The following is an 18,279-nucleotide window of genomic DNA, read 5'->3' as shown; positions in this document are numbered from 1 at the left end:
AGTCAGCAGCTTGGGTCTTTTTGTCTTTCACGAAGACGATTATCTAAATTGACCTTACGATAGATTTCGGCATGCAGTTCATAAAAATTCATTGATTTCAGAATGTCCTTTTTTTCCTTCGAACAATCCGGTCTGTCTAAGTAGTATAGGAAATGCGAATCTTGACACATATAAATGACTACGGCAAGCCCACAATCGAGGACATACGTTCTGGCATAAACATTTTTTGGATTATGAACTAATTCTCTTGCGAAATCTTCTGGTTCAAGATGGACGACAGTACGCATTTCTTATACCCCCTTTGACACTTGCATTATGTATAAATTATAGATTCTCCTCAATAGTCTAGTTTATATTTTTGGTTTTCCAAGTTTTTATTTACGATTCAAAATATTTTATTTCAATTTGAGTTGGCTACAAAAATTTTAATCTTTAACGCTATTTCTTGTCTCAATTCCATTACATTCATTTTTCTTAATTCTTCTTTTTTTAGAAACATCACCATCAAGTCGATCCAAATAATAAAAATCCTCACCTTCATAATATCCATACACAATACCGGCAATTCCATTATCTAAAACAATCGGTATGGGAATCAATTGTTTCTTCTTTTTCATCATTGACTTCGCAAATTCAACCGGATTTAATCGAACTTCCATATCTATCACATACTTTCTTTAGACAATCTCATTATGCACAGAAACAATATTGAATTCATTACCCACTTTCAAATTATTTGTATTCCCACTTTTTATTCTATTTTCAAAACATTTCGTTTATAATTTAATTGGATTCAAAAAGAAAAAGGTGAAAACATGTCAAAGAAAAAAGAAGAAAGACAACTTCAAATTCGTCAAATTCTTGAAGAAAAAGAAAAAATAAAAGTCGCAGAACTCGCTAAATTACTTTCTGTCACCCCAGAAACACTACGTAAGGATTTAGATGAACTACAAGAAAGAAAAATATTAGTTCGAGAACATGGCTACGCCAAAATTCAAAGTTCTTCTGTCGAAACATTTGTCGAGTTAAAAGCACAAAAAAATAAGGAAATGAAAAAAATTGTAGCCCTAGAAGCATTTAGCCGAATCGAAAATGGCATGACCGTATATTTGGATTCTGGAAGCACGATTTTAACGGCCATAAGCGCCTTACAAAACAAAAGCGACATCACCATTGTCACCAATTCTATTCTTGTAGCTTATGAATGTGCCAACATGAATTTAAATATCATAATGGCTGGTGGTTTATTATTCAATATAGGAAAAAGAACCTATGGGCATTTTGCGACCGAAATCATCGACCATTTAAACATTGATTTAGCCATCATGGGAACAGATGCTTTCACTGAAAAGAGTCATGGATTTACCACCATTTCTGCCGATGAACTTGGTTTTAAACGCCACGTTATGAATCAATCCGCAAAAAAAATCATGATCAGTGATGCAAGTAAAGTCAATAATAAGGCAGACATTGCGCCTTATGCCTTTTGTAAATTTAATGAGTTCGATGAATTTATCACAAACCATTTGACACCAGAACAATATGATGTTGTAAAAACAGTCAAGAAAGTCACACAGGTGTAGCTTATGTCAAAAAGGAAAGATGAAAGACAATTCAAGGTTCGCCAACTTCTACAGGAACATCCAAAAATCAAGATATCCGATTTATCAGATTACTTTCAAATTTCAAGTGAAACCATTCGTAAAGATATTATTGAACTCGAAAATTCTAAAATCATTAAAAAAGAGCATGGCTATGCGCTGCTTTTAGAAGAACCTGATGAAATGCCCATTTCATTAAGAAATCAAGAATATATTGAAGAAAAGAAACAAATCATGAAGCAAACTTGCACCTTTATCAAAGAAGGAATGGTTGTCTATTTAGATGCCGGTAGTACATGTCAAGCAGGTATTCCCTTTCTTCAATCCTTTCATAATATTACGATTGTGACAAACTCCATTTTTGTAGCCTATAAATGCGCTAAACTAAATATGCACGTTATTTTGATTGGTGGAAACATTTCCAACAATGCCTATCGCTCTTATGGAAACTTCGCCAGTGAAACTATCGATTATATTCATATTGATGTTGCGATTTTAGGAACTAAAGGATTTAAAGACAACAATGGATTTACTACTTATGAAAATGAATATGAACTAAAGCGACACATTCTTCAACAAAGTGAAAAAATCATTGTGGTAACTGACAAAAATAAATTTAATGCACAACCTGAATACACGTACTGTAAATTCAAAGAAGTAGATGTATTTATTTCAAACCCATTAACCAAAGAAGAAAAACATCAAATCCAAGTAATCCCAGAAATAATAGAGGCAGAAGTTTAAAAACTTCTGCCTTATGCGTATGGATGATCAATTGTGAGTACTAAATAAATCTTTTTATCCGATTCAATATGTTTTAAAAGCATTTCTTCTATTTCTTCTTGCGTATACTTTTCTTCAAACGGAATCATCAAATCAAACACCAAATTCGCATGTGTTGGTCCTGACACAATTCTAAAATCATGAAATCTCCATTTCGGATCAATTTGATGAATAGCTTCTACCACTTTTGCACGATACAATTCGGTTTCTGGATCATTTACCTTTACTGGATCCATATGCAGAACCAAATCAATATTCATATTCTCTTTAACTTCACGCTCAATATTATCAATCTGATCATGTGTTTCAAAGATATCTTTAGACGAATCCACTTCTACGTGAGCACTCGCAAAAATCTTATTTGGACCATAATTATGCAGCATCATATCATGCACACCTAAAATTACAGGATGTGCCATGATCATATCTACAATATTGTGTACAAGTTCAGGATCCGGTGCTTCTCCAATTAAAGAATTAATCATATCTCTTAATAAGCCATAAGCTCCATAAAGGATAATTCCTGAAACTACAATACCCATATATCCATCTAGATTGAAGTGAAGAACTGGAGATAACAATGTCGATACAAGAACGGCTGTTGTTCCACATACATCACTAATTGAGTCCAATGCCGTTGCTTCTAATAGACTTGAATCATATGCTTTAGAAAGCTTCTTATTGTATGCATACATCCAAAATTTAACCATGATAGAAATTAAAAGAATGATGACGGATGCAATTCTAAAATCAATACTTCCCGGATGAATCACTTTAGAAATACTTTCTTTTGCGGTTTCAAAGCCTAAAACCAAAATCAATATTCCTACAAATAAAGATGCGATTGTTTCCGTTCTTTCATGTCCGAAAGGATGATCTTTATCTGCTGGTTTATTTGAGAGATGGAACGATAAGATTGAAATAATATTTGAGCCAGCATCTGTCAAGTTATTTACGCCATCCGCTTGAATAGATACTGAGTGAACAATTGTACCAATCAAAAATTTAATTACAAACAAAAACAAGTTATTCAATATACCAACAATTCCAGATAGTTTCCCAACGCTCGTTCTGACATTTACATTCTTTGTATCTTGATAATTTTTTATAAATCTACGTACTAAAAAATCCATTATAAATCACCTTCATATTTTTAAAGTATATCTCACACAAAGATAAAATACAAAGCGTAATAGGTAGTATTATATAACTTTTAATTGCAAGTTTTTATGAAATCGTATACATTTTATGTATTTGAGGTGTATTTATATGATCAATAAAATTAAGGTTTTGGCTGCCGATGTAGATATGACCCTAAGTTCTAAGGGCAGTCCCTTACCTGAAATCACAATACAAGCTTTAAAAGAACTACATAAAAGAAACGTAAAAATAGGTCTTGCGACAGGACGTGAAATCACTGAAGCAGAAAAAACAAAAGGTATGTTCTGGACATTAGGTTTCGAATTTGATTTCATCATTGGGATGAATGGCGGTATGATCTATGATCGTAACCTGAATAAATCATTTACGATGGACATGTTAAGCGTTAAAGAAATGAAAGAAATTCTAACTTTCTTAATGCCAATCATTGAAGAAAACAAAGTATCTGTAAATGTTGAAGGAAATCAATTACATAATGTCATGAACATTAATAACCATCTGCTTGATATGTCAAAGCGAAGAAATATTCCATTAATTGACAAGACAGGAGATATTGATGGTTTTTGTGAAAAACCTGTTTATAAGTTCTTATTTAGGACAGACCCAGAAACAACGCAGCTTATCCGTGATCAAGTCAAAGAACAATATAAAGGGAAATACCAAACTATTGAAACATTCCCAGGTACTATCGAATTAATGTATAGTGGTTTCTCTAAAGGTAGAGGTTTAGAAATGTATTGCGAATGGAATCAGATTCACTTAGAAAATACAATTGCGTTTGGTGATAATGAAAACGATAGTTCTTTACTACTCACAAGTGGATGGGGAGTCTGTTTAAAAGACGGCAATCCAAACACAAAGGCATTGGCCGACGATATTACTGACTACGATTGTCTTGATGGTGGTGTAGGACACTACATATTTGATCATATATTAAACAACAAGGATGTGGAATTCTAGAAATCCACACCCTTTTCATTAAAATAACTCGTTTTTTTTATTCTCCATATATTATCTTTTCTCCTGTATTTTTACTATTCGTGTACACCAATTTAAAAGAAAGAAAACCCAATCAACATAATGTGGATTGGGTTAACAATACTTAGTGATTAGAATGTAGTAATTTATTTGGAATATACATTAAACCTCGTTTAAACACATCCCAAAAACTTAATGATCGAAGCATTCGATCTGCAGGTACATATTCTCTTATAGCACGCAGTGTTTTTTTGTTGTCTTTTGTAGAGAAAGTAAAGTATGTTTTCTCATTTATAAAAATCACAAATCGAGAAATGCTTTTATTAAATAAAACACTCGCTTCTACTCGATCAATTGTATCCCATGGAATTTGAATACAATCTTCAACATTTCGTTCATTATAGAATTCAAACGCTTTATTTCCAACCATGACATTTCCATTTGTACTTAAACCTGCAAAAGATGTTGCCTTAATTGTTAAATCTACTTTTGAATTTAATGATTGTGCCATATGTACCTCCTTAAGTGATTACATAATTCCGATTACACGACCAATAATACCAACTACGAATAATGCGATGATAATTGTGATTGGAGAAACTTTCTTCTTCAATAATTTACAGCATAATAAAGTTAATAATAAAGCTGCAAGACCAGGAATCAATGAATCTAAGTTTTGTTGTAAAGTTGTAACTTTGATTTGATTTAAACCAGTAGCTCCTAATGAAGAATATTGTTCTAATGCACTCTTAATTCCGTCAGCATTTCCTTTAATTTGTGACCAATCAATGTATGCACCTTCAGATTGAGCAACACTTGATACAACTGGAGTAAATGAAATACTTACCCAACGTTGAACCAAGGAACCGATGATAAACATACCTAAAATACTTGCACCTTGAGTAATTTTTCCAAGAAGTCCACCAGACATATCTTCAGCAATTTTAGTTCCTACATTGTAACCAAATTCTTGTGTATACCACATAAATGCTAAACGAATTACGTTCCATAATACGAAGAATAAGATAGGTCCTAAAAGGTTTCCACTTAATGCTAAAGAAGCTCCTAAAGCACCTAAGATTGGACGCATTGTAAACCAGAATACTGGATCACCAACACCAGCTAAAGGACCCATCATACCAACTTTAACACCTTGGATTGCAGTATCATCTACATTTTCACCATTTGCTTTTTCTTCTTCCAAAGCAAGTGTAACACCCATTACTGGACTTGATACATAAGGGTGAGTGTTATAGAACTCCATGTGACGTTTTAAAGCCGCAATTTGATCTTCCTTGTTAGAATATAATTTCTTGATTGCAGGAATGATTGAATAGCACCATCCACCATTTTGCATACGTTCATAGTTCCAAGAACCTTGAAGGAATTGATGACGCCACCAAACTTTTTTACGATCTTGTTTAGTTAATGTAATTTTTTCAGCCATTTTCATTTACCTCCTTCAAAATCCTAGTAATCATTCAAGATGTCGCCTAATGGATCACCAGAACCAGTATTTGATCCTCCACCACTATTTTTTGCTGCATCTTTCAAACCTAAATAAACGATTGCGATAACAACACCAATTACACCTAAAGCAATTAGTGTAAATTCACTTACACAAGCAAATACGAAACCTAAAGCGAAGAATGGCCAAGTTTCTTTTGTAGCCATCATATTGATAACCATTGCATAACCAACAGCAGCAACCATTCCTCCACCAACTGTCATACCACCAGATAACCAAGCTGGCATTGCATTTAATACACCAGTTACAACTGTACTAGGTACGAAGCATAATGCAGCAGCAGGAATCGCAATACGAATACCTTGTAAACAAATACCTACGATTTGCCAACGTTCAATTGCTCCAAAATCACCTTTTTCAGCAGCAGTATCCATGAAGTGAACAACTGGAATTGCAAGTGTACGGCAAATCATAGTTAAGAATAAACCAGCTACTGATAATGGAATAGCTACAGCAATTGCTGTAGAAATAGCCGTTGTAGTATCTGTTGTTCCACCATTTAAACCTAAAACCATGATAATTGCAGAAGCAACTGAAGCTAGTGCAGCATCTGGTGCAACCGCTGCACCAATGTTTGCCCAACCTAAAGCCATCAACTGCAAAGAGCCACCTAACATAACGCCTTCTTTTAAGTGACCAGTAGCCAAGCCAATTAATGTACAAGCTACTAATGGTTAGTGGAATTGAAATTGGTCAAGAACTCCTTCCATACCGGCTAAGAAGGCAACAATTATAACTAAAATAATGCTAATCGCTGACATAATAATCTCCCTCTAAATTTGCTTTAATTCTGATTTCGCTTTTTTAAGAATTTCATCGAAGTTTTCAGGTGAATCTGTTGGAACCTTACGAACATCAATCTTAATTCCCATTGCCAATAATTCATCAAATGTTTTTACATCATCACTACCCATGGAAACGGCCTTTGTACATACAACCTTTCCTTGAGAGTGTGCCATTGAACCTAAGTTCAATTCTTTAATATCCACTCCACCTTTGATAGCTCTTAATGCATCTTGTGGTGTTTCAAACAACAACAACGCTTTTGTGGCTCCAAAACGAGGATCTTTCGCAACTTGGATCATTTTGTCAACCGGAACGACATTCGCTTTTACTCCTGGAGGAGCTGCTTGTTCGATCATGCTCTTTCTTAAATTGTCATGAGCTACATTATCACTAACAACAATGATACGGTTTGGCCCAACTGTCTTTGTCCAAGCTGTGGCTACCTGACCATGAAGCAAACGTGTATCAATACGTGCTAAGCCATATTTAATATGTCCATCTCCAAGGACTGTTCCTTCTGGAATAGCTCCTTGAGGCGCCGCACTTACTTCTTCTTTCTTTTCTTCCTTTGGTTCTAATTCTTTTGGATTGATCTGTACACCTTCTTGTGCAGTCTGCATTACGTGTGCTGCAATTTCGTGTGCTTTCTCCATTGAGAATCTAGAAGCATACGTTTCAATCAACATAGGCAAGTTCAAACCTGTGACAATTGCCCATTTGTCTTCGTGACCATCTAACAAGGCACTTGCCTGATTGAATGGAGTTCCTCCCCATAGGTCAACTAAGAACAATACTTCTTCTTGATTTTCAAAAGAAGCGATCGCATCTTCCATCTTCTTTCGAATGTCTTCAGGTCCTTCACTAGGCATCAAAGTACAAGGCTTTACATTGGCTTGTTCACCAAAAATCATAGCTCCTGACTGGAAGATACCATTCGCAAATTCACCATGACTTGCAAGAATAATTCCTACCATATATTTTCATCCTTTCTTAGAAATTCAATACGCAAAAAAAAGACAGACATATACATTTAAACTGAAGATATACAATAAACCAATAAAGATTATATCTTCAATCAAAATAGTAAATGCCTGCCTAACCAGTTACACGCTATTGAATATTCACTTTTTACGTAAGTGAAAAATACCACTATCTGAAATCGTTGTCAACATTTTTTTATGAAATACTCGTATTCGATAAAATTCTTTCCAAGTGTAAAGTCAAATACCCCAACTCCGAATCTGGCAATTCTTTATGCAAAACATGACTCAATTGTTCACATAAAACACGAGCCTGTTCATAAGCGAATGGAAACTTTTCTTTTGTGAATTCCGTAATATCCATTTGTAATTTCTCATTATTATTTAGTCTCAACAACAAAAATTTAATATGATTCATTAAACGAATATATGACAATGAATTCGCATCAATACGAATATGTAAATCGGCCTGTAATTTCTTGAAGAATTCACGAATCACACGCATAACTTCCATAGACTGCCCTACTTTATTTACCGATATAGCCGAGTGAATATGTAAGGTGATAAACGCAATTTCATCTGCATTTATTTTCTCATGCGTATATTTTTCAATAATATCCTTTGCCTTTAATGCTACTGAATACTCATCCGGAAACATAAGTTGAATATCCATATTAAATGGATTTGATGGAAAATCCTTCTCTTTAATTCTTTTTACCGCAAAATAAATATGATCCGCTAAAGATAATAAAATATCGTGTTCTACTTTACCAAATCTTTCTTTTGTTAAAGTAATAATTTCAGATGAAATTTCAATATACATTGGATCAATGTAATCAAAAATATTATTCGACTTCTGTTTCGCCTGATATGACTTTTGCATCTTATACCGCTTTGCATTATGAGGAACATCCACTTGTTCCCCTTGCTTTTTACCAAATCCAATTCCTTTAGACATCACAATTATTTCTTCATTTTCTTTTAAAACCAAGATTGTATTATGATTCAGAACGTTTAAAATTTCATACATATCCATTATCCATTTACCCTTAACATCATATCATGACATTGCATTTTTCCATATTTTTTTTCTATTTCTGCACCATCTTTTATTTTCGTAAATACAATTATAATATTTTCATCTAACGCATTGTCTTTGATATACTTTAAATCTGCATTCCACAAAACATCTCCAGCATTAACTTTCTGGTTTGGTTTTACCAACAATTCAAAACCCTTGCCATTTAATCTCGCCGAATCCGTGCCAAAATGAATTAAGATCTGTGTATTATCATCAATTGTAATACCTATCGCATGCTTTGTTGGATAAAGCATTGAAATAACTCCATCACACGGCGCCACAACAACACCATCACACGGACGAATCACAATACCATCGCCCATTAATTTATGCGCAAACATAGAATCCGATGCATCCTCTATCGGCATTACTTCCCCATTTACTAAACATTCTAGTTCCAACTGTGTTTTTGTTTCTAAAACAACTTCTTTATCCTCAAAATCATAACTTTCCGGCACATTCAACATATACTCATCCAGTTTTGTCTTTATATTCGAAGCCTGAGGACCATAAATAATTTGAATTGCATTTGGCTGACACATAATAGCTGCAGCACCCGATTTTTTTAACAACCCTTCATTTATTAAAGTATCATCTTTGATTGTCGCTCTTAATCTTGTGACGCAACAATCCAAATCCGTAAAGTTACTTCGCCCACCTAAGCCTTGAACAATCATCTGACTTCTAGGATCAATCAACGATTTATCAAAACTAAAATCATACTTTTTCTTATCAAACACCTTAATGCTTTCGTCTCTTCCAGGCGTTTTTAAATCGTACTTTACAATCAAAAACTTAAATACCCTATAATACACAAAGAAATATACTAAGCCAAGCAAAACCACAGTTATCCAATTTGTCTTCGCATTTCCCTGCAAAATTCCAAACAATGTAAAATCAAGCAAACCAGCTGAAAAAGTAAATCCAATCGCAACCTGTAAAGCTTGTGGAACGACAAAACATGTGGCAGCTAATAACACATGAGCAACATATAATAATGGCGCCACAAACAAGAAAGAGAATTCAATCGGCTCTGTAATTCCTGTTAATGCACTTGTTAAAGCGGCCGATAGCAATAAACTTGCCGTCTTTTTTTAACTTTTGGATTTGCGCACTGACACATGGCTAAGGCTGCTCCTGGCAAGCCAAAAATCATAAATATAAATTCTCCCGAGAAAAATTTAGTTGCGTTCACACTAAAATGAGTCACACTTGGATCGGATAATTGCGCAAAGAAAATATTCTGCGCTCCAGATACCATTGAACCATTCACCATTTGTACACCACCTAAAGCACTCTGATAGAATGGCATGTACCAAACGTCATGCAAGCCAATAGGAACTAAACTACGCTTAATAATTCCATAAATAAAAGTACCAAAATAGCCAGAATCCGATATCAATCGGCCTAAATTATAAACGCCATGTTGTAATGGTGGCCAAACAAAATACATAATTACACCAACAAATACATATGTAACAGCACAAACAATCGGAACAAAGCGTTCTCCTTCATAAAAAGAAATCACATTTGGCAATTGGATTTGATAAAACCGATTATGCAAATAACTAACACCAAGTCCAACGACAATTCCTCCAAACACACCCATTTCAAGCGATAACATTCCACATACCGAAGTAATAGATCTATCTAGAATATAATTTGAAACTACACCATTGACAATACTACCATCCAAGCAGAGTAACGTATTGATTGTGGCATGCATTACAAAAAAGGCAATAATAGCTGCAAGAGCAGCGACTTCTTTTCTTTGCTTAGACATTCCTAAAGCTATAGAAACCGCAAAAATCAAGGGTAGATTATCAAATAAAACTTTGCCTACTTGTTTCAATAAAATTAAAACACTATATAAAAAGGTTCCTTGCCCTAATACCGATTCTAAATGGAATGCAGCTATCGTTGTTTCATTGGTTAAAGAAGTTCCTACACCCAAAAAAAGACCTGCTACAGGAAGCACTGCAATAGGTAACATAAAGGATTTGCCCATCCTTTGTAAAAAGCTAAACACATGATGTTGTTTCATTTATTAACACCTCTACTGTATTTATGATGATAAATGACATTTGTCAAAAAGTCCATAAGAAAAGGATATGAAGCAAATGTTGTTCAAAAACAAAATCTTTTATTCTCATGAACCTAAAACTAAAGTCCTTAAAAACAAACACAATAAATTCAAATACGCACTCATTTAATAGATTCTTTTAACCTAAGATCCAATTCAATGCAAATGTAAAGCCACAATACAGTATACTTATACATATAATTCATTCAAGGACAAAAGAAATGACAGAGCATACTGAAAAAGATGTATTGATGAAATGATGCGAATGTATAAAAGAAGGATATAACCAATAAGAATTCCATACTAAACAAGGCTATTACCAATAGTCTGTTTTGTCACGCCAATAAAGTTCTAAACCCAGATAATTCGGTCATTTTTAAATTTTCAAATTCATCTTCTCTGAAATCAATTTCTTAATATATATAAAAACACAAGAAAAGCAGGGTTAACCTGCTTTTGATATTTTCATGACCCAATAACCTTTATCACGAGCCATTTTTTCTACTTCATAGCCTTTTTCTTGTAAATAATGAATCGCACTTTGTGCACCATGCTGCTTGCGCATTACAATCCAGAAATGACCATCTTCCTTTAAATGTTCTAAACACTGATCAAACAACGAATAAATCATTGCCTTTCCCGTACGAATCGGTGGGTTCAAAAGAATACAGGCATACTGGCCTTCATTCACACCTGACTGACATAATATTTTTGCCTTACGACGATATTTTTTCATATTTGAATCTGCCAGCTGACAAGCTCTTTGATTTACATCAATCATTGTCATTTCGGTATGCTTCCAATACTCCATTAAAATCAAGGCAATCGGTCCAATTCCACAACCTAGATCTAATGTGTTTTTTGGTTCAGTTTCATTGTCGAGTACCGTTTCTAAAAGAATACGCGTACCTTCATCCAATTTATCTTTACTGAAAACTCCAGCATTCGAATTTAACTTATATGTAAAATCACGGAAATGTATCGTAATCTCTTCTGGTGCATCTTTTACAATATCATTTGTGAAATAGTGTGCCATACTACTTTGTAGCAGCTTCTACAATCGCATCTGCATCAATTTTGTATTTTGCGAATAATTCAGCTGGTTTTCCACTTTCACCAAATACATCCTGAACACCGACACGAACAAGTTTACATGCTGTTCCTGCTTCAGCTAAAACTTCTGCCACAGCACTTCCTAAACCACCAATAATAGAGTGTTCTTCACAAGTCACGATTGTATCGTGAGTTTTTGCTAGTTCAATAATCAATTCTTTATCAATTGGTTTAATTGTATGGATATTTACTACAGTTGGAGCTGTTTCCATTTTCTTAGCAGCCTCTAATGCTTCTTGAACCATCAATCCAGTCGCAACTAAAGCTACTTTTTCACCTTTTTGAAGGACAACACCTTTTCCTAGTTCAAATTTATAGTCATCGCCATTTACGCTTTCAACACCACTATGACCTAAACGAACGTAGCAAGGCCCGTCAATTTCAGCTACAGCTTTACATGCTTGTTTGGCTTCATTATAGTCACATGGAACGATAACTTTCATACCTGGAATACCACGCATTAAACTAACATCTTCAATACATTGGTGGCTTGCACCATCTTCTCCAACACTAATTCCTGCATGAGACGCACAGATTTTAACGTTTAATTGTGGATATCCGATACTGTTACGAATTTGTTCGAATCCACGTCCAGTCGCAAACATTGCGAAAGTAGATGCATACGCAATCTTTCCGCTAGCCGCAAGACCTGCCGCAACACTCAGCATATTTCCTTCGGCAATTCCCATATCAAAGTGACGAGAAGGGTCTACTTTTTTAGCTTCTCCACTCTTTGTACTACCCGCTAAGTCAGCATCTAATACAACGACATTTTTATTTTCAACCATTAATTCTTTTAAAGCATCACCATAAGCGACACGTGTAGCTACTTTTGCCATTATTCTGCCTCCAATTCTTTCATTGCAGCATGGTATTGTTCTTCATTTGGTGCTACTCCATGCCATCCTTGTTGATCTTCCATAAATGAAACACCTTTTCCTTTAATTGTCTTCGCAACAATTACAGTTGGCATTCCTTTTGTTTCACGAGCTTCTTTTAATGCAGCACGCAATTGATCATAATCATGACCATCTACATTAATTACGTGGCAATTGAAAGCTTCGAATTTTTTATCCAAAGGATACACACTCATAACTTCATCTACGTGACCATCAATTTGAAGGTTATTGTTGTCAACAATAATACATAAATTATCTAATTTATAGTGAGCCGCTGACATTGTAGCTTCCCATACTTGTCCTTCTTGGCATTCACCATCTCCAAGTACAGTATAGATACGATGATCATTTTTATCTAATTTATTGGCTAATGCCATACCTACAGCACAAGAAATACCTTGACCTAAAGATCCTGTAGACATATCTACCCCTTCTACATAATTCATGTTAGGGTGTCCTTGTAAACGTGAATTAATAGTTCTGAAAGTTGTCAATTCTTCTTCAGGAAGGAATCCCTTTTCAGCAAGTACTGCATATAAAGCTGGACTTGCATGTCCCTTACTTAATACAAAACGATCACGATCCAATGTATTTAAGTTCTCCTCATTAATATCCATTTCTTCAAAGTATAACTCTGTTAAAATGTCAGTTGCACCTAAACTTCCACCCGGGTGTCCACTTTGGGCACTATACACTTCTTTCACTATATTTCTACGAATATTTTTTGCGTGCAATGCAAGTTCCTTGTTTTCCATAATATTTACGCTATCTCCTTTTTGCGCATACATTATAACAAACTTTTTGCCACAATACACCCCCTACAAAAAGTCAATTATTTCACAAACGCTTATATTGCCACACATAAGCTGCATCATTGATCAATTCTATGTCATTTTGACTAATCCCAATCAATTCCAACGCTTCAAACATGTCTATCCCTTTTTCAAATAGTTTCTCAAAACAATCCATCCTCGCATTTGTCTTTTCTTGTTTGATTACTTTCTCTAACACTTCTTGAACTCGATCCGATTGAGCATGATAAAACATACCACTCATCTTTAAGGCGAGTTTTTCATCCACATCCGAAAATAAAGCTCTTAAAGTTTTAATGTCACAACCCCGATTCAATAAAAGTAAATAAAAGCTACGAATCTCCAAGTTGTACACTCGCTTACGAAACAGTTCAAATTCTACATCTAATTTTTTCATTTTTTGTTCTCCTTTTTCTACACTCTCTTATACGTAAAAAAAAGAAGTTTCACCAAAAAAAGTGAGAAATCAATCTCACTTTTCAACTTCATAAATCATAGCACCAAAACTAGGAACATTTACTTCGATCATATATGGCTGATTATGTCTTGTAAGACGCATTGCCTGCACCTCTTGAGGTGTATGACCTTTTAAGTTTCCGTTGTATTTATCCCACTCTGTATTCAAAATTTCTTTATATTTACCTTTGCAAGGAACACCAAACTGTTGGTGATCATATGGATTTGTTGAGAAATTCATAATAATAACGAAATCTTTCTTTGAACCTCTACGAATAAATGAGAACGTATTTTGTCCTACATTATCTGCATCAATCCAACAGAAACGACTTGGATCATAATCTTGATCAAAGAATGCATCATTTTCTATGTAAATATTGCCTAAATCTTCGCAAAAATGTTCAAATGCATCGTGCATTGGATAATCCAACAAGAACCAGTCACAGCTCTTTTGTTCATCCCATTCACGCAATTGACCAATTTCATTACCCATGAAATTCAATTTCTTGCCAGGATGCGTAAACATATATACATATAATGCTCTTGCCTGGGCAAACTTATCTTCATAGCTTCCCCACATCTTATCTACAATGGTTGCCTTACCATGCACAACTTCATCATGACTAAATGGTAAGATAAATCTTTCGGAATAGAAATAAGCCATTGAAAAAGTAACGTCATGGTGATGCCACTTACGATAGATTGGATCTCTTTTTAAATAGGATAATGTATCATTCATCCAACCTAGATCCCACTTATAGTCAAATCCTAAGCCACCCGCATAACTTGGCTTTGTGACATTAGGAAAATCACTTGAATCTTCCGCAATCAACATGATTTTTCCTTGATGTGCCTCATTCAACAAGTAATTCATACGTTTCATGAAATCACATGCACCTTCATTCACACCATTATTCTTGTTTCCATGCCAGAAAATCGCATTACTGATCGCATCCATTCTTAAGCCATCCACATGATAAACATCTATCCAGAAATTGGCTGCAGACATCAAGAATGAGCGAACTTCTTCTTTCCATAAATTAAAGTTAGCCGTTCCCCATTCACTATTCGCATCTTCCGGTTTTGAATATTCATATAAAGGCGTACCATCAAACATTCCCAATGCGTAATTATCCTTCACAAAGTGTACAGGCACAAAATCCATGATGACACCAATTCCAGCTTCGTGAAGTGCATTCACAAAGTGCATTAATTCATGATTTGTTCCATAACGAGAAGTACTTGAAAAATAACCCGTACATTGATAACCCCAAGAACCATCAAACGGATATTCACATAGCGGCATGACTTCAACATGTGTAAAGTGATGTTTCTTACAGTGTTCAATCAATTCCTTTTCTATTTCATGATACTGTACAAACTCTTCGTTTTCATCATCTTTTCTCCATGAACCAACATGCATTTCATAAATATTCACAGGAGAATCAAAGCCCTTATTTCTTTGATTCAGCCATTCTTTGTCAGTCCAGCCATCATAACTTAAATCTGATACAATACTTGCCGTGTTTGGTCTTAATTCACTATAAAAAGCATATGGATCCATTTTGTCTACCAATTCACCATTTGCCTGCCACACACGATATTTATACGAATCCTTATCCTTTGCACCTTCTACAAAACATTCCCAAATCCCACGTTTATCTTTTTTCATTTTACTCGCTTGATCATCCCAATTATTAAATGAGCCAATAACTGAAATATTCTTTGCGTTTGGAGCATACACTCTAAAGCGAACCCCATTAGCTTCTAGGTGTGCACCAAAAATATTATAAGCATATATGTCACGCCCTTCAAAAAAGGCTTTTGTCTTTCTTTGATTCATAACGATATAACCTCCGTATATATATTTTATACCGGAACGCAAGAAACTTAAAGTGTATTTTTCAGATTTTGAAAACGCTTACCAATTATCAAAAAAGATGCAACTAACGCTGCACCTCCATGAATTGACGTAATATATTTTCTAAATCTTCTAATGTATTCATTTGTGACATCTCATTTTTAAAGATCCTTGAACTAGGAAGTCCCTTTAAATACCAGCTAGCCAAACCTCGCATTTCACGAATAGCTACTTTTTCACCTTTTGTATTCGCTAATCCTTTGGCATGATCCATACATATTTCAATACGATCTTCCATTGAAAATTCATGTTTCTGTCCCGTAATTGAATCCACACATTCTTGAATCAAGAATGGATTACCTACAATTCCACGACCTAGCATAACCGCATCACAACCTGTTTCATTCATCATACGGTGAAAATCTTCTACACTGCGGACATCCCCATTCCCGATAACAGGAATAGATACCGATTCTTTTACTTGCCTAATATAAGACCAGTCTGCTTTTCCTTCATACATCTGATTACGCGTACGACCATGCACCGCAACAGCACTAACGCCCACACTTTCCATAGCCTTCGCCATTTCAACGCAATTAATATGATACGTATCAAAGCCTAAACGCATTTTTACAGTCACTGGCTTATTTACATTTTGTACAATATTCAATACAAGTTCTTTGGCATAATCAATATCCTTCATTAAAAAGCTTCCTGCCTGTGCTTTGATAACCTTGTTTACGGGACACCCCATATTAAAGTCAATAATGTCACAATCTGTTTGCGTATCCAAATATTTAGCTGCATACACAACCGTATCAATATCATGGCCAAACAATTGAAAAGATACTGGATGTTCATTTTCATCGATGACACACATTTGTTTCGTCTTCAATGAATCATAGTATAAAGCTTTATCACTTACCATTTCATTACAAACTAAACCAGCTCCAAAGCGTTTCGCAATTCTACGAAATGCGATATTACTAATACCTGCCATTGGTGCAATCACAACCGGATTTTCGATTTCTACATTTCCAATCTTAATCATGCATCTTACTCGCAATCGCTCTTAATTCTTCTTCAGTGAAATGATATGTTTCATTACAGAAATTACATGTGATTTCACAACCATGCTCTTTATCAGCCATCTCTAAAACATCTGATTTTTTTATAGTTCCCAAAGCTCTAGCCATACGTACCTTTGAACAAGGACAATCATAAGCTACTGGTTGTGTCGTTAAAATCTTCGCATCTTCAAACATGTCATTTGCCAAATCTTCTAAACTTGAATCATCATATTCTTGAATTAAAGTACTCATTGGTTTCAATCCTTCAAGTACGTGTTCACAAATAGAAATGTCTGTTTCTGTCGCATCTGGAAGCATTTGTAGAATCATAGCACCTGCACTGGCAACACGGCCATCTGTTCCTATTAAAACTCCACATGCTACAGCTGTTGGTGTTTGTTCAGACAAAGTGAAGTAATAGGCAAAATCATCCCCAATTTCACCACTCTGCAACTCAACCGAACCAGAAAAGTTTTCTTCCATACTTAAATCTTTAGTAACTGTTAAAGTTCCATCTGTACCGACAACAGCTCCTACATTCAATTTTCCTGGGCGAATCAAAACATCCTCTACATGGGGATTTGAAACAAACCCACGAACATTTCCATTCGCATATGCATCTACCACAATAGAACCAATTGGACCATGTCCATTGATTGTGATTGACAACATTTCTTCTTCTGATTTCAACATAGCACCCATCATACTTGCCACAGATAAAGTTCTTCCTAAAGCTGCACAAGCACATGGATGTAAATCAAAACGATCTTGCGCTTCCTGTACTAAGTCAGTTGTACGCACAATATATAAACGAACATGCTCATTTAAAACAAGAGCTTTTAATAGTTGATCTTTCATAATTATCCTCCACAATAGAATTCACAAGCATCATTCTACTGAATTCTTGTATCCATTTCAAGCCAAACTAAAAGCCATCAATCGATGGCTTAAGTATACAATGACTATATAAAAATAGTTGGGGTCTAGATACGCTATAAGATTACATAGGGTAATGTGCTAGGCAGCTTAAAATTCGCTCCAAAGTATTTTGGGGCGTTTTTTGTTATACTTGAATTGAAAGGATAAT

At 34.9% G+C, this 18,279-nt stretch carries 18 protein-coding genes and 2 pseudogenes; 3 read left to right on the top strand and 17 right to left on the bottom strand.

Annotation, left to right across the window (positions count from 1 at the left end; all coding sequences use genetic code 11):
- Positions 1-2: 2 nt before the first annotated feature.
- Both FYJ55_RS04200 and FYJ55_RS04195 read right to left on the bottom strand, forming a co-directional pair.
- Positions 3-287, bottom strand: coding sequence for a hypothetical protein (locus FYJ55_RS04200; RefSeq protein ID WP_154555770.1), 285 nt, complete (start codon positions 285-287; stop codon positions 3-5).
- Between the two features lie 138 nt (positions 288-425).
- Entirely contained in the window at positions 426-659 is a 234-nt protein-coding gene (locus FYJ55_RS04195) for a hypothetical protein (RefSeq protein ID WP_154555769.1), read from the bottom strand.
- Between the two features lie 156 nt (positions 660-815).
- On the opposite strand from FYJ55_RS04195, the gene FYJ55_RS04190 reads away from it, so the two are divergent.
- Both FYJ55_RS04190 and FYJ55_RS04185 read left to right on the top strand, forming a co-directional pair.
- On the top strand, positions 816-1,583 hold the full coding sequence (locus tag FYJ55_RS04190; protein ID WP_154555768.1) for a DeoR/GlpR family DNA-binding transcription regulator: 768 nt from the start codon (positions 816-818) through the stop codon (positions 1,581-1,583).
- 3 nt (positions 1,584-1,586) lie between these two features.
- The gene (locus FYJ55_RS04185) at positions 1,587-2,345 is read left to right on the top strand and encodes a DeoR/GlpR family DNA-binding transcription regulator (protein WP_154555767.1); all 759 of its coding nucleotides are present in this window, start codon (positions 1,587-1,589) and stop codon (positions 2,343-2,345) included.
- An 11-nt stretch (positions 2,346-2,356) separates the two neighbouring features.
- Here the strand turns inward: FYJ55_RS04185 and FYJ55_RS04180 are convergent, their stop codons facing one another.
- A complete protein-coding gene (locus tag FYJ55_RS04180) occupies positions 2,357-3,517 on the bottom strand; it encodes a cation diffusion facilitator family transporter (protein WP_154555766.1) in 1,161 nt (386 codons plus the stop codon).
- Between the two features lie 136 nt (positions 3,518-3,653).
- Here FYJ55_RS04180 and FYJ55_RS04175 point away from each other — a divergent pair, with 136 nt between their 5' ends.
- Complete coding sequence (locus tag FYJ55_RS04175; protein WP_195836658.1) at positions 3,654-4,505, top strand: HAD-IIB family hydrolase; 852 nt, start codon at positions 3,654-3,656, stop codon at positions 4,503-4,505.
- A gap of 142 nt (positions 4,506-4,647) precedes the next feature.
- Here FYJ55_RS04175 and FYJ55_RS04170 read toward each other — a convergent pair whose 3' ends face one another.
- From FYJ55_RS04170 to hslO, 14 genes and pseudogenes are all read right to left on the bottom strand, one after another.
- Positions 4,648-5,034, bottom strand: coding sequence for a DUF956 family protein (locus FYJ55_RS04170; RefSeq protein WP_118116493.1), 387 nt, complete (start codon positions 5,032-5,034; stop codon positions 4,648-4,650).
- An 18-nt stretch (positions 5,035-5,052) separates the two neighbouring features.
- Positions 5,053-5,970, bottom strand: coding sequence for a PTS system mannose/fructose/sorbose family transporter subunit IID (locus FYJ55_RS04165; RefSeq protein WP_154555764.1), 918 nt, complete (start codon positions 5,968-5,970; stop codon positions 5,053-5,055).
- A gap of 23 nt (positions 5,971-5,993) precedes the next feature.
- Positions 5,994-6,812 (bottom strand): annotated as a pseudogene (locus tag FYJ55_RS04160) (PTS mannose/fructose/sorbose transporter subunit IIC).
- Positions 6,813-6,824: 12 nt separating this feature from the next.
- Positions 6,825-7,811 (bottom strand): PTS sugar transporter subunit IIB, encoded by a 987-nt coding sequence (locus tag FYJ55_RS04155; protein ID WP_154555763.1) that lies wholly within the window; start codon positions 7,809-7,811, stop codon positions 6,825-6,827.
- 202 nt (positions 7,812-8,013) lie between these two features.
- Positions 8,014-8,853, bottom strand: coding sequence for a PRD domain-containing protein (locus tag FYJ55_RS04150; protein ID WP_229771070.1), 840 nt, complete (start codon positions 8,851-8,853; stop codon positions 8,014-8,016).
- Positions 8,853-9,365: a PTS sugar transporter subunit IIA gene (locus tag FYJ55_RS11010; RefSeq protein ID WP_407651024.1), complete on the bottom strand. Its 513-nt coding sequence runs from the start codon at positions 9,363-9,365 to the stop codon at positions 8,853-8,855. Before FYJ55_RS11010 ends, FYJ55_RS04150 begins: the two co-directional genes overlap by 1 nt.
- 156 nt (positions 9,366-9,521) lie before the next feature.
- Positions 9,522-10,891 (bottom strand): annotated as a pseudogene (locus FYJ55_RS04145) (PTS transporter subunit EIIC); the annotation flags it as partial.
- A 535-nt stretch (positions 10,892-11,426) separates the two neighbouring features.
- Positions 11,427-12,017 carry a class I SAM-dependent methyltransferase gene (locus FYJ55_RS04140; RefSeq protein ID WP_154555761.1) on the bottom strand — a complete coding sequence of 197 codons (591 nt, stop codon included), beginning with the start codon at positions 12,015-12,017 and terminating at the stop codon, positions 11,427-11,429.
- A 1-nt stretch (position 12,018) separates the two neighbouring features.
- Positions 12,019-12,933: a transketolase family protein gene (locus FYJ55_RS04135; RefSeq protein ID WP_154555760.1), complete on the bottom strand. Its 915-nt coding sequence runs from the start codon at positions 12,931-12,933 to the stop codon at positions 12,019-12,021.
- Positions 12,933-13,781, bottom strand: coding sequence for a transketolase (locus tag FYJ55_RS04130; protein WP_268234129.1), 849 nt, complete (start codon positions 13,779-13,781; stop codon positions 12,933-12,935). Before FYJ55_RS04130 ends, FYJ55_RS04135 begins: the two co-directional genes overlap by 1 nt.
- Before the next feature lie 49 nt (positions 13,782-13,830).
- Positions 13,831-14,202 (bottom strand): hypothetical protein, encoded by a 372-nt coding sequence (locus FYJ55_RS04125; RefSeq protein ID WP_154555758.1) that lies wholly within the window; start codon positions 14,200-14,202, stop codon positions 13,831-13,833.
- Positions 14,203-14,277: 75 nt separating this feature from the next.
- Positions 14,278-16,104 (bottom strand): 1,4-alpha-glucan branching protein GlgB, encoded by a 1,827-nt coding sequence (gene glgB, locus FYJ55_RS04120; RefSeq protein ID WP_154555757.1) that lies wholly within the window; start codon positions 16,102-16,104, stop codon positions 14,278-14,280.
- A gap of 103 nt (positions 16,105-16,207) precedes the next feature.
- Entirely contained in the window at positions 16,208-17,173 is a 966-nt protein-coding gene (dusB, locus tag FYJ55_RS04115; RefSeq protein ID WP_154555756.1) for a tRNA dihydrouridine synthase DusB, read from the bottom strand.
- Complete coding sequence (gene hslO, locus FYJ55_RS04110) at positions 17,166-18,050, bottom strand: Hsp33 family molecular chaperone HslO (RefSeq protein WP_154555755.1); 885 nt, start codon at positions 18,048-18,050, stop codon at positions 17,166-17,168. The genes dusB and hslO overlap by 8 nt, the downstream gene beginning before the upstream one ends.
- Between the last annotated feature and the right edge of the window lie 229 nt (positions 18,051-18,279).

Origin of the sequence: Holdemanella porci, assembly GCF_009696075.1 — a bacterium.
GTDB classification, from domain to species: Bacteria; Bacillota_I; Bacilli_A; order Erysipelotrichales; family Erysipelotrichaceae; genus Holdemanella; species Holdemanella porci.
This window is presented reverse-complemented; position numbering and strand designations above follow the sequence as displayed.

What these genes read in the sequence shown, in the direction of transcription:
- dusB (WP_154555756.1), bottom strand. Translation starts at nt 17,173, where the DNA reads ATGATTAAGATTGGAAATGTAGAAATCGAAAATCCGGTTGTGATTGCA.
- hslO (WP_154555755.1), bottom strand. Translation starts at nt 18,050, where the DNA reads ATGAAAGATCAACTATTAAAAGCTCTTGTTTTAAATGAGCATGTTCGT.
- FYJ55_RS04135 (WP_154555760.1), bottom strand. Translation starts at nt 12,933, where the DNA reads ATGGCAAAAGTAGCTACACGTGTCGCTTATGGTGATGCTTTAAAAGAA.
- glgB (WP_154555757.1), bottom strand. Translation starts at nt 16,104, where the DNA reads ATGAATCAAAGAAAGACAAAAGCCTTTTTTGAAGGGCGTGACATATAT.
- FYJ55_RS04180 (WP_154555766.1), bottom strand. Translation starts at nt 3,517, where the DNA reads ATGGATTTTTTAGTACGTAGATTTATAAAAAATTATCAAGATACAAAG.
- FYJ55_RS04125 (WP_154555758.1), bottom strand. Translation starts at nt 14,202, where the DNA reads ATGAAAAAATTAGATGTAGAATTTGAACTGTTTCGTAAGCGAGTGTAC.
- FYJ55_RS04190 (WP_154555768.1), top strand. Translation starts at nt 816, where the DNA reads ATGTCAAAGAAAAAAGAAGAAAGACAACTTCAAATTCGTCAAATTCTT.
- FYJ55_RS04130 (WP_268234129.1), bottom strand. Translation starts at nt 13,781, where the DNA reads ATGTATGCGCAAAAAGGAGATAGCGTAAATATTATGGAAAACAAGGAA.
- FYJ55_RS04150 (WP_229771070.1), bottom strand. Translation starts at nt 8,853, where the DNA reads ATGGATATGTATGAAATTTTAAACGTTCTGAATCATAATACAATCTTG.
- FYJ55_RS04185 (WP_154555767.1), top strand. Translation starts at nt 1,587, where the DNA reads ATGTCAAAAAGGAAAGATGAAAGACAATTCAAGGTTCGCCAACTTCTA.
- FYJ55_RS04155 (WP_154555763.1), bottom strand. Translation starts at nt 7,811, where the DNA reads ATGGTAGGAATTATTCTTGCAAGTCATGGTGAATTTGCGAATGGTATC.
- FYJ55_RS04140 (WP_154555761.1), bottom strand. Translation starts at nt 12,017, where the DNA reads ATGGCACACTATTTCACAAATGATATTGTAAAAGATGCACCAGAAGAG.
- FYJ55_RS04195 (WP_154555769.1), bottom strand. Translation starts at nt 659, where the DNA reads ATGGAAGTTCGATTAAATCCGGTTGAATTTGCGAAGTCAATGATGAAA.
- FYJ55_RS04200 (WP_154555770.1), bottom strand. Translation starts at nt 287, where the DNA reads ATGCGTACTGTCGTCCATCTTGAACCAGAAGATTTCGCAAGAGAATTA.
- FYJ55_RS04175 (WP_195836658.1), top strand. Translation starts at nt 3,654, where the DNA reads ATGATCAATAAAATTAAGGTTTTGGCTGCCGATGTAGATATGACCCTA.
- FYJ55_RS04170 (WP_118116493.1), bottom strand. Translation starts at nt 5,034, where the DNA reads ATGGCACAATCATTAAATTCAAAAGTAGATTTAACAATTAAGGCAACA.
- FYJ55_RS04165 (WP_154555764.1), bottom strand. Translation starts at nt 5,970, where the DNA reads ATGGCTGAAAAAATTACATTAACTAAACAAGATCGTAAAAAAGTTTGG.
- FYJ55_RS11010 (WP_407651024.1), bottom strand. Translation starts at nt 9,365, where the DNA reads ATGTTGAATGTGCCGGAAAGTTATGATTTTGAGGATAAAGAAGTTGTT.